The sequence below is a fragment of the Nocardia tenerifensis NBRC 101015 genome, assembly GCF_000308715.1.
GTDB lineage: Bacteria > Actinomycetota > Actinomycetes > Mycobacteriales > Mycobacteriaceae > Nocardia > Nocardia tenerifensis.
The window spans coordinates 1-11,756 of record NZ_BAGH01000050.1; the positions used below are offsets into that span (position 1 = coordinate 1).

Here is an 11,756-nt window from a genome sequence, read left to right on the forward strand (position 1 = left end):
GCGCCTGCGCCTGGCCAGCGCGGCGATGGCGGCGAAGAGCTGCTCGCGCGGCTCGCCCTCGAGATCGGCGACGACCACGACGTGACAGCTGTCCAGATCGACCTCGAGCAGCGCCGCGCGCCGCCGGAGCAGATCATGGTCGTGGGTCTGCGAGTTCAGCAGGTCGGCGAGCAGTTCACCGCGCACGCGAGCCTCGGCCTCGGCCATGCGGCGCCGGGTGACGAGCACCAGCGCCGCGACCAGTGCGGCGCGTTCGAGAATGCGGCGGTCGGGGTCTTCGACGGCCGACGAACCGAGCAGAACCAGGGTGCCGAGCGACTCGGACTCGGTGATCAACGGCACCGCGCAGAGCCGGCCCTCGACGACGCTGTGCCCGCGGGTATGGGCATGCCGGGCCAGTTCGGCGATCTCATCTCCGGTCCCGGCCGGTGCGGGCACCTCGCTGTCGCCGTGCAGCAGCACGACCTCGCCGGCGACAGCGGCCGCCGTCGCCTCGATGACCGCGTCGACGCTCGCGCCCTCGATCACCAGCTTGGTAAGCCGTTCGTGCACGTCCGCGGTCCGCTCGAGCTCGGCGACGTGAGTTCGAATGGTGGCGTTGGCGATTCGCAGATCCTCGACGGCGGCCTGGGTCGCGGTCAGCAGCCGAGAATTGTCGATGGCCACGGCCGCGTGCGCGGCCAGCATCACCAGCGCGCCGATATCGCGACTGCTGAACGGTCGCTGGCCGCGGTGTGCCGCGAGCAGTACGCCGATGATCTCCTGCTTGAGCTTCACGGGCACGCCGAGCAGCGACTCGATGCGCTCGGCGACGACCGTCTCGTCGATATCCGGTGTGCGCTCGATGGTGGGATCGTTGAAATACGAAGCCACACTGTAGGGTTCGCCGGTGCGGGCGACCTTGCCGCCGACGCCGGCGCCGCGCGGGAGTCGCAGTTCGTTCAGCAGTCCGGAGATGTTGCCCGAGGCGGCCTTGATGTAGCAGTCGCCGCGGGTGCGGTCGCTGAGGCTGATGTAGGCCAGATCGCAGCCGAGCAGGCGCCGGGCGCGGTCGGCGATGGCCTGCAAGATCGCGTCGTGGTCGCGCAGCGAGGCCAGATCGTTGGCGGTGTCGTTGAGCAGTTGCAGCTCCGCCTCGTTGCGGCGGTGGTTGACGAGCTTCTCGCGCAATCGCATCGCGACGGTGCGCTCGTGCTCCAGTTCGGCGAGCCGCTCGGTCGGCGCGTTGGCCTGTCGTGCCCGTTCCAGCGCCGAGTCGTACGCGCTGATGTCGGCGTCCTCGAGCAGCAGGTCGAGAATCGATCTGCCCTGGATGACCGTCATTGCTCCTCCACGGGGTACCGCGCGGGGCCCGGCGATCAGCGGTCGAGCGGTGGGTTTGCTGCACGGTGGCCGCTACGGTCCTGGCCCCATTGTCGTTCTGTTCGTCGCACTCTAGACGCCGCTGGCCTGCTGATACCCCCAAATCATCGGGTTGTCATCGCATCGGGCCGAGGTCGCGCCCAGTATGCCGATGCCGTTGCCGGTGGTCCGGAGATCGGCTCCCGTGGGGCAGGACGACCGCTACGGTCGACTCCGACGATGTCACGGCTGAACCCTCCTCCGAATACCCGGCGCATATCCCTGCTGCTGTGACTACGGACACTATTCGCGGCACCAAGGGTGCTCAATGTGCACACCGCATACCTCGGCGGGCGCTGATATGTGACCGCATGGGTGCACCCGCCACTGCGCGCACGGGCGTTCTCACCTACCCGCTGTCGCGCTGTCGGCCGGTCTGCTCGCCGGGATCCCACGGTGATCGGCTCACATCGCGTCACGGCGATTGTGTCCGCCGCACCCATCGCTATCCCCGGCACCGCTTTTTATGGTCTATTCACCTCGGGTGTCCCAGATCACAACCCGTCCGGCCCGAGGTCACGAGCGCTCATTTCCGGGTGCCGTGGTTCGGCGGGCAGGAGGCAAAGATGCTTTTCCGGTTGCGCAGAAAGCGTTCGAACAACGCGATGAGTGGCGGCGCGGGCCGTACGAATCGAGGATTGGCCGCGTTGTCGATCGCCGCGGTGATCGCGGCGGGTGGGGCGGTGGCGACCACGCTGCCGTCGGTCAGTGCCGCGCCACCCGTGCACGATCCGGTCATCATGATTCCGGGTATGACGGGCGACGTCGGGAACATGGACCCGATGCGGCAAAACCTGCAGGCCAACGGCTGGCCGGCGGATCGGCTGTTCACCTGGACCGACAGCAGCAAGATGACCCAGGACCTCGCGGTCGCGGCCAAGGAGCTGGGGGCGAAGGTGAATCAGGTGCGGCAGCAGACGGGCGCGAGCAAGGTGGTGCTGGCGACCTGGTCCGCGTCCACGCTGGCCGGGCGGTATTACATCAAGAAGCTCGGCGGCGCGGACACTGTCTCGCAATACATTTCGTTCTCCGGCCCGCACCACGGCACCACGTTCAACTCCTGTAAGCAGTACGTCTCGTGCCAGCAGTTCGCCGAGCCGAACACGCCGTTCCTCACCGATCTCAACTCCGGCACCGAGGTCCCCTTCAACGACAGGGTCGCCTATCTGACCCTGCGCTCGACCGGCGACTGGAACGTGGCGCCGACCGATTCGGCGAAGCTGGCCGGCGCGGACAACCAGTTGCTGACGACCCCCACCCATTTCACCATCATCACCGACGCGGGCGCGTTGAAGATCATGCGCGACTTCATCGTCGCGCACGAGGGCACTACGCCGACGCCGACCTCGACGACCACCCCACCGACCTCGACCACCGCGCCGCCGGTGCAGCCGTGCTTCTCCGATTCCAACTGGAAACACGTGCAGGCTGGCCGGGCGCACGACCAGGCGGGCCGAGCCCTGGCCAACGGGTCCAACCAGGACATGGGTCTCGACGTCGTCTCCGGCACGACGAAGCTGCGCAAGACCGGCGACAACTACTACGTGATCGACGCTTCGTGCCCCTGACGATCGCGGGAAGCGCTCGGGCCTGACCGGGCGGCGATGGCTTCCGGTGCGGATACGGCTCGTACCGGAAGCCATCGGACCGTGCCCGCGACCGAGCGACCTCGTCGGCTACCGCCCTGGTTCTGACTAAGGAGAGCAGATGAACACCGGGAACCAACCCCTGCGCGCCGGCGGCCTCGCCGCGGATCACGAGGTGCTGTGGGTCCCACCCCGCGAGGCGTGGGCTCGAACCCGCATGGGGGACTACCTGGATTGGGTTGCCCGCGAACAGGGTTACGCCTTCGCCGACTACCCGGAACTGTGGCGCTGGTCGGTCGACGACCTGCCCGCCTTCTGGGCGTCGATCTGGAACTACTTCGACGTGCCCGCGTACTCCCAGCCGACCGCGATCCTCACCGATGCGGACCGGATGCCCGACGCGCGCTGGTTTCCCGGCGCCCGATTGAACTACGCGCAGGCGGTCCTGCGCATGCCCGGCCTCGCCGACGGGGACACCGCGGTGATCGCGCACTCGCAGACGCGCCGACCCGTGCACTACACCGTCGCCGAGCTGCGCGACCAGGTGGCGCGGGCGCGGCGGGGTCTGCGCGAGCTCGGCGTCGGTCGCGGCGATCGTGTCGCGGCTTACCTGCCGAACATTCCCGAGACGTTGGTGCTGATGCTCGCGACCGCCAGCCTCGGCGCGATATTCACCTCCTGCCCACCGGAATTCGGCGCGCGGTCGGTGATCGATCGGCTCGGGCAGATCGAACCGAAGGTGCTCGTCGTGGTCGACGGTTACCGCTACGGCGCGAGATCGATCGACCGATCCGCGGACGTCGACGAAATCAGGTCTGCCCTAACCGGACTCGCGCACCTCGTACAACTTCCCTATCTCCACCCGACGGCGCCGCCGATGTCCGGTGCGTCGAGTTGGCACGAGCTCCTCGGCCGCGCAGGCGAATTCACCTTTGAGCCGGTGCCGTTCGAGCATCCGCTGTATGTGCTCTACAGCTCGGGCACCACCGGATTGCCCAAGCCGATCGTCCACGGGCACGGCGGCATACTGCTCGAGCACCTGAAATCGATTGCGCTGCATCATGATCTGGGGCCTGGGGATCGGTTCCTGTGGTTCACCACCACCGGGTGGATGATGTGGAACTATCTGGTGTCCGGCCTTGCGGTCGGCAGTGCGGTGGTGCTCTTCGACGGTGACCCCGGCTACCCGGATCTGACGGGTCTGTGGGAACTCGCCGCCACCACGCATACCAGCTATCTCGGCACCAGCGCGCCGTTTCTCCTCGCCTGCCGCAAGAGCGGCCTGTCGCCGAAGACGGCCGTCGACCTGTCGGCGCTGCGCGGGCTCGGCTCCACCGGCGCGCCGCTGCCCGCGGCGGGCTATCGATGGGTGTATGACGAGGTAGCGGCCGACATCTACTTCGCGTCCATCTCCGGCGGAACGGATCTGTGTACGGCCTTCCTCGGGGGCGCGCCTCTCTTGCCGGTGCGGGCGGGGGTCATGGCGTGCCGGGCGCTGGGGGCCGACGTGCAGTCGATCGACGAGGAGGGCTGGCCGGTACTGGGTCGCGAGGGCGAGCTCGTGATCAGCAAGCCGATGCCCTCGATGCCGGTCGGTCTCTGGGGCGATGTCGAGCGAGTTCGCTACCGCGAGACCTACTTCGGGGCGATACCGGGACTGTGGCGGCACGGGGACTGGATCACTATCGCCGAGGACGGCAGTTGTGTGATCGGCGGACGCTCCGACGCCACGCTCAACCGTGGGGGCGTACGGCTGGGCACCGCGGAGTTCTACGGCGTGGTCGACGCGATGCCCGAGATCCGCGACAGCCTGGTGATCCATCTGTCCGACAACGACTCCGGTGCGGACGAGCTGATTCTGTTCATCGATCTCGAGGAAGGCCGGGATCTCGATCTCGCGCTGCGACAGCGGATAGCCGCCCGGCTGCGCGCCGAGCTGTCGCCGCGTCATGTGCCGGACGAGATCCATCAGGTGCCCGAGATACCGCGCACGCTCTCGGGCAAGAAGCTCGAGATTCCCGTGAAGCAGATCCTGCGCGGTGCGCGGCCCGAGACCGTGACCGCCGCAGGCGTATTGGCCGATGCCGAGGCATTGCGGCCGTTCGTCGAACTGCGCGAGCGCCGGTCCGGTGCGGCTGGGTCGGCCGCACGCGACCACCGAAAGTTGTAAGCCCTCTTTATATCCATCGATCCTCGCCGATGGCGCCGTCGAATCGTCGCGCGTGTTCCTTCCGCCGATGTCCAACACTGAGCAAGGCAGCATAATGTCAACCAACACAACATTTTCGAGTGACCCGACAGACCTCGGGGCTACGCCGCGAGGTCTGAAACGGGTCGTCGCGGCGTCCATGGCGGGCACCGTCGTGGAGTGGTACGAGTTCTTTCTCTACGGCACCGCGGCCACGCTGGTGTTCAGCAAGGTGTTCTTCGCCAAGGGCACCAGCGATCTCGACGCGATCCTGGCCGCGTTCGTCACCTACGCCGTGGGCTTCGCGGCGCGACCGGTGGGCGGCTTGGTGTTCGGACACTTCGGCGACCGGCACGGACGCAAGAAGCTGTTGCAATTGAGTCTGCTCCTGGTCGGTGCCGCCACCTTCCTCATGGGCTGCCTGCCGACCTTCGGGCAGGTGGGGTATTGGGCACCAGGGCTTTTGGTCGCTCTGCGCTTCGTGCAGGGGTTCGCCGTCGGCGGTGAGTGGGGCGGGGCGGTCCTGCTGGTGGCCGAGCACAGCCCGAATCGTGCTCGGGCGTTCTGGTCGGCGTGGCCGCAGGCGGCGGTGCCCCTCGGCAATATGCTCGCGACGCTCGTTCTGCTGGTGCTGACCTCGACCCTGTCCGGCGCGGCGTTCCTGTCCTGGGGCTGGCGCGTGGCGTTCTGGCTCTCCGCGGTGGTGGTATTGATCGGCTACTACGTGCGGACCAAGATCACCGATGCGCCCATATTCCTTGCCGCACAGGCGGAACGGGAGACGTCCGCCGGGTTCAGCGCGCTGGAGGTGCTGCGGCGTTATCCGCGTGGGGTTTTCACCGCGATGGGGCTTCGCTTCGGCGAGAACATCATGTACTACCTGGTCGTCACCTTCTCCATCACCTATCTGAAGGTGCAGGTGGGCGCCGACACCAAGGCGATCCTGTGGTGGCTGCTCGCCGCACATGCCGTGCACTTTCTGGTGATTCCGGTGGCCGGGCGGCTGAGCGACCGGTACGGCCGCCGACCGGTCTACCTCGTCGGGGCGGTGACCGCGGCGACGTGGGGTTTCTACGCCTTCCCCATGATGGACAGCGGGCACCACGCGGTCATCCTCGCCGCCATCGTGCTGGGACTCGTGTTCCACGCGTTCATGTACGCGGGGCAGCCGGCACTCATGGCGGAGATGTTCCCGACCCGGATGCGGTACTCCGGCATTTCTCTCGGCTACCAGGTCACCTCGATCGTGGCCGGGTCGCTCGCGCCCATCATCGCCGTCCGGTTGCTCGACGACTACGGCTCCGCCGTTCCCGTCGCGGTCTATCTGGCCATCGCGGCCTCGATCACGGTGATCGCCGTTCTGTGCGCCCGCGAAACCAGCGGGGCCGATCTCACGGACCTCGACCGTGCTGACGAAATAGCGCGTCGCCCTTGAGCTTTCGTGCTCGATCACCTCGCCGGGGCGGCGAGTGCTCGGCTGGCCCGGGCACGGGGCGATGTGGTTAAGGGCGGGTAACGCTAGGGGATCGATTCTGTGGTCGGTGGGGCGCGCCGGTTCGGGGTGCGGGATCTGGGGGGCGCGGGTGGGTAGGGTGGCACCGGTTTGCTCGGTGGTTGCGTGATCGGGTGCGCTCGCCGGGTTCGGGCACCGTAAGGGCTGGACGAGGCGAGGAAAGGGACCTGGGACCGTGACGATCGCGGCAGAGCACGAGGTACTGAGCGCCACCGAGGTGGACCTCGGTGTCGACTGGCTGATCGAGCAGTTCGACTCCGGAGAAGAGCTGGTCGAAGACGTCGCGGAGCCCGCGGCCGCCCCGTTGTTCCGGGTGGAGAAGGGCAATCCGACCGACGAGGAGATCGCGGTGCTCGCGTGCGTGTTCGCCGCCGCCGCGCAGGCCGCCGCGAACGTCCAGCAAGCTCCACCGAACCGGTGGGGCTCCCGCGAGCGCAAGGGCAACCCGGCGTTCACCGACTACTCGTTCCCGGAGATGTCACACCTGCGCGCCTGAGCGTTCGGACCTGACCCGAGGCTGTGACCTTGCCGAAGACCCCTCAGCTCCGCGCTGGCGGATTGAGTCTGCGGGAGGCGATCCAGCCGAGCCACTCGGCATCTGTCGACGGCTCGCCGTCGGCGGCGGCGATGGCCTGACCTCGGTCGAACGCGGTGGTTCGCCATGGTGGTGGGCGGCGGTGCGCGGGGCGTGCGTCGGTGGCGCTGCCGAGTGCGAGCCAGCGTTCCAGGAGGATGCGTGCGGGTTCGGTGGCATCGATCGCCAGCAGCCAGTCGATGAGGGCCGGCAGGCAACCGTCGAGGAGGCGCTCGGGGATATCGGTGACGTTCAACGGATTTCGTGTGTACGTGAACCAAGGTATGCCGACTTCGCGGATGCTTCGCGCGAAAGTGTCGAGTCGCTCGACGCGGTGCCGGGGTGCGGACAGGTCGATGGTGTACTGGCGTCCGTAGTCGAGCACCTCGTCGAAACGTGTTGTGCAGGTCCAGGTATCCGTCTCGGTGCGGCCGGGTCGAGCCGGGTCGCACCGAATTCCCCTGTCTTGTACCAGCAAGCCGATGCCCGTGATAACGATGTCCTGACCTGCCCGGTTATCCGTGGACGTTTGAAACCAGATCTTCTCGGCCCGGGTCCCGTTTCGCCGTCGCAGCGCCTTCTCCGATTTGAGCCAGGTGTCGAACCCGCAGTCCGCGAGGTTCGCGGCGAGCCAGCGGCCCGCAGCATGCGCCACCTCCCCCGGTTGCTCCGCATTGATCAACTCGTCGGCGAGTTCCGCACCCGATTTCGTCCCCATCGCGCTACGGTAACCCGCCGCCGCCGGTCTCCGCCGGGAGTGTCCGAATCCGCTCCCGGAGGGTCGCGGATGCGATTATCCACTCCCCGCACGTGATTTCGACAGAACATCCTTGCGTCGGTGTGTGCGACGGTCGCCGCGGCGCGACAAGGCCGAAGGTGGGCTCGAGAATTGCCCGGCACGCCCACGGAGTCCGACCCATCCGGGACCTTTGCGGCAACGAACTAGGAGGAACACTCGACCAATCGTCGTCGCGCGGATCGGCAGGAAAGGGGAACGGCGATATGCATCGGATCGATACGTCGGACCGTCGCGTCGGTACGGTGTTGCCGGCACTTTCGACCACCGGTAATCGAGCTCGCGGTATGCGCGTAATCGATGGTGGTGTAGCGACTTTCGATGTCAGGGTGCCCGACAATCGGATACCGATCGAAGCGAAGAAGCGTCGACGCCAAAGCCGACATGGTCAACAGACCAATTTTCGATTGGGCGAACGTCCAGCGGTGGAAGCAATTGCTTGGTGACGGCTACGCGCCTCGTCGCGCCAAAGCTCCGACCGCCGAGAAACTTCCACGCGCCGGACGTCGAGCGCGGCTTACCGGATCAGATCTGTGGGAAGATGTTTCTGCACGCGAAGAGTGTCCGCACCCGATGCCGGAGGTGCCTTCGGCAGGCCTGAATACCGTTCGTCCAGTGAAGCTGTAGCTGACTTGGGAGGTCGAAGGTCATGAGGTACGAACGAATATCGGAGCACCCGTCGACACTGGCGGACATCTTGGTCGGCCGCGCCGTCGAACAACCCACGCGAGTCGGTTACACGTTTCTCGACGCGCACGGACACCGCGAAGTCGAGGATTACGCACTCCTACTGAATCGCGTGCTCGACCTGGCGACTCGGCTGCAGAAAGTCAGCGCGCCGGGCGACCGAATTCTGTTGCTCTGCCCACCGGGCCTAGAGATGGTGCACGCATTCTTCGCCTGTTTGCTGACCCGGCGTATCGCCGTACCGCTGTACGTGCCGACCTCGCAACGACATTCCGACACGGTGGCCGCGATCGCGCACGACAGCCGCGCCGTCGCCGTCATAGCCCCGCGGTCGGCCGCGCCGGTGGCTCGCGAACTGTTCGACCGGCCGGACGAGCAGATCATCGACAGTGCGGCGACGGAAAGCGGTGGCTCCCTTGACGTTCTCGACACGCCGCTACCCTCGGAGAACGAGGTAGCGCACCTCCAGTACACCTCGGGCTCCACCGGCTGCCCGAAGGGAGTGGTGGTGCGCCACCGCAACCTCATGCACAACCTCGAGAGTGTGCGGCGCGGCTTCGGACACACCGAGCACAGTTCGGCGGTTCACTGGCTGCCGCCCTCGCACGACATGGGCCTGATTCTGGGCATCCTTTCACCGCTTTTCGTCGGGTATCCCGTCACACTCATGTCACCGTTGACATTCCTGCGCGACCCACTCATCTGGTTGCGCGCCATATCGGAGACCGCGAATACCACTGCGGGCGGGCCGAATCTGGCCTTCGGCATCTGCGCCGAGCGAGTATCGAGCGCGGACGCCGCGCAGCTGGACCTGTCGCGGTGGGACGTCGCCTTTGTCGGCGCCGAACCGGTCAATCCTCTTGTGCTGCACAAATTCGCCGACAAGTTCTCCGTGAGCGGATTCCGGCGAGCGAGCTTCTTTCCCGGCTACGGGCTCGCCGAGGCGACTTTGTTTGTGAGTGGTGGACCCGTCGGTGCGGGCCTGCGCACGCGAGCGTTCTCGAGCGAGGAATTGGAGCAGAACCTGCTCGTGGAGAAGCCGGGCGATCGGGAATTGGTCGATCTCGGGCCGGTCCGGGCCGGGGCGGCGGCGGTGGTCGATCCCAAGACGCTGCGTCGCGCACTACCCGAGCGCGTCGGCGAAATATGGCTGTGCGGAGAAAGCGTCACCGCGGGCTATTGGAACAAACCCGAGGAGAGCGCGCGAACATTCTCGGCGCGGATCGCGGGCGAGGGCGCGACACCGTATCTGCGTACCGGCGATCTGGGATTTCTGGCCGACGGGCACCTGTTCGTCTGCGGACGCCTCAAAGAAGTCATGATCATCAACGGGCGCAACCTTTTCCCGCAGGATATCGAGTGGAGCATAGAGTCCGCTCATCCGAGAATTCGCCGCGGCGGCTGCGCCGCATTGTCGATCGAGGTGAACGGCGAGGAGCGGCTGATCGTCGTGCAGGAACTCGACGAGGAAACCGCCGCCGGCGATGTGACCGCGCTGGAGGAGTCGATCAGATCCGCGGTCAGCCGGGATCACGCCGTTTCGCTGTATCGGGTGATATTCGTGGGCAAGGGCGAGGTGCTGAAAACCACCAGCGGCAAGATCCGCCGCTCGCACCTGCGCCGCCTGTACGCCGCCGAGCTCGAATCGAGTGCCATATGAGCCGACCGCAGGGCGACCCCGACACCACGACATTCTTCCTGGACTGGGCGAGCCGGCGCCTCGGCCTCGCCACCGTCGACCCGAGGACGCCGCTCACCGCGCTGGGCCTCGACTCGGTCAAGGCGGCCGAGTTGCTGACGATCCTCGAGGACCGATTCGGCATCGAGATGTCCGCCGAAGACATCTACGCCGACCTCTGCGTCGCCGATCTCGCCGAGCGGGTCGTCGCGCACCGCGACTCCGGCGTCCGAGTCGGCGCGATGGCCGCCCCGGCCGCACCGGCCGGTGAGATCGGCGGCGGCCTCGCGTTCGGCCTGTTCTTCTTCGCCAGCGACGCGCAGCAGTGCAGCGCCCAGCGCTACCGGCTGTTGACCGACAGCGCCCGCTTCGCCGACGAGCACGGTTTCACCTCGATCTGGTTGCCGGAGCGGCATTTTCACAAGTTCGGCGGGCTGTACCCGAACCCCGCCGTCCTCGCGGCGGCACTGGCGCCGATCACGCGGCGGATACGCATCAGGGCGGGCAGTGTGGTTCTGCCCCTGCACAATCCGGTGCGGGTCGCCGAGGACTGGTCGGTGGTCGACAATCTGTCCGATGGCAGGGTCGACGTCGCGTTCGCCACCGGATGGAACCCCGACGACTTCGTGCTGGCGCCGGACAACTACCACGCCAGGGTCGACGTCATGCGCGACGGCATGCGGACCGTGCGGCAGCTGTGGCGCGGCGAGTCGATCTCGCTGCCGAACGGCGCGGGCGAATCGCGGTCGGTGCGCATCTTTCCCACGCCGATCCAATCCGACCTCACCGCCTGGGTGACCTGCAGCGGGGGCGTGGAGCGCTTCGAGATGGCGGGCGAACTCGGCGCGAATGTGCTGACCGCCTTGCTCTTTCAGAGCGTCGACGAACTGGCGGACAAGATCACCGCCTATCGCAAGGCGCGAGCCAGGCACGGCCACGACGCCGACGGCGGCAGGGTCACGGTCATGCTGCACACCTTCGTCGGCGACGACGACGCCGAGGTGCGGCGAACGGTGCAGGGGCCGTTCAAGAGCTACCTCGCCGACTCCGTCGATCTGTGGCGGCGCGGTGCGCAGGCCCTCGACGACCTGGACGACCGGTCGCGAAACAAGGTGCTGGACTTCGCCTTCGAGCGGTACTACCGCACCAGCGGACTGTTTGGCACACCCGATTCGGCGCTGCCGATGGTCGAGAGCCTGCACCGCGCGGGCGCCGACGAGATCGCCTGCCTCATCGACTTCGGCGTCGCCGAGTCGACCGTGCTCACCGGCCTGGAGTCGCTGGCCGCCCTCGCGAACAAAGCACGTTCTCTTTGAGATTCGGATCTTCAGGA

Annotated in this window: 8 protein-coding genes; 6 read left to right on the forward strand and 2 right to left on the reverse strand. The window is 66.9% G+C overall.

The features are described from left to right. Nucleotides 1–1,323: GAF domain-containing protein (locus ON39_RS04345; RefSeq protein ID WP_051186285.1), on the reverse strand; the 1,323-nt coding region annotated here is incomplete at its 3' end. Nucleotides 1,324–2,039: 716 nt separating this feature from the next. Between ON39_RS04345 and ON39_RS45600 the strand changes: the two genes are divergently transcribed. From ON39_RS45600 to ON39_RS04365, 4 genes are all read left to right on the forward strand, one after another. Next, a complete protein-coding gene (locus ON39_RS45600; protein ID WP_051186286.1) occupies nt 2,040–2,969 on the forward strand; it encodes an esterase/lipase family protein in 930 nt (309 codons plus the stop codon). Between the two features lie 139 nt (nt 2,970–3,108). After that, nucleotides 3,109–5,157: an acetoacetate--CoA ligase gene (locus ON39_RS04355; protein WP_051186287.1), complete on the forward strand. Its 2,049-nt coding sequence runs from the start codon at nt 3,109–3,111 to the stop codon at nt 5,155–5,157. A gap of 94 nt (nt 5,158–5,251) precedes the next feature. Continuing rightward, complete coding sequence (locus ON39_RS04360; protein WP_051186295.1) at nt 5,252–6,610, forward strand: MFS transporter; 1,359 nt, start codon at nt 5,252–5,254, stop codon at nt 6,608–6,610. A 253-nt stretch (nt 6,611–6,863) separates the two neighbouring features. Continuing rightward, nucleotides 6,864–7,184 carry an acyl-CoA carboxylase subunit epsilon gene (locus ON39_RS04365; protein WP_040731216.1) on the forward strand — a complete coding sequence of 107 codons (321 nt, stop codon included), beginning with the start codon at nt 6,864–6,866 and terminating at the stop codon, nt 7,182–7,184. A gap of 43 nt (nt 7,185–7,227) precedes the next feature. Here the strand turns inward: ON39_RS04365 and ON39_RS04370 are convergent, their stop codons facing one another. Further along, nucleotides 7,228–7,980: a hypothetical protein gene (locus ON39_RS04370; protein ID WP_040731219.1), complete on the reverse strand. Its 753-nt coding sequence runs from the start codon at nt 7,978–7,980 to the stop codon at nt 7,228–7,230. A 727-nt stretch (nt 7,981–8,707) separates the two neighbouring features. Between ON39_RS04370 and ON39_RS04375 the strand changes: the two genes are divergently transcribed. Then, nucleotides 8,708–10,405 (forward strand): fatty acyl-AMP ligase, encoded by a 1,698-nt coding sequence (locus ON39_RS04375; RefSeq protein ID WP_040731222.1) that lies wholly within the window; start codon nt 8,708–8,710, stop codon nt 10,403–10,405. Then, complete coding sequence (locus ON39_RS04380; RefSeq protein ID WP_040731225.1) at nt 10,402–11,739, forward strand: MupA/Atu3671 family FMN-dependent luciferase-like monooxygenase; 1,338 nt, start codon at nt 10,402–10,404, stop codon at nt 11,737–11,739. The genes ON39_RS04375 and ON39_RS04380 overlap by 4 nt, the downstream gene beginning before the upstream one ends. The last annotated feature ends 17 nt before the right edge of the window (nt 11,740–11,756 follow it).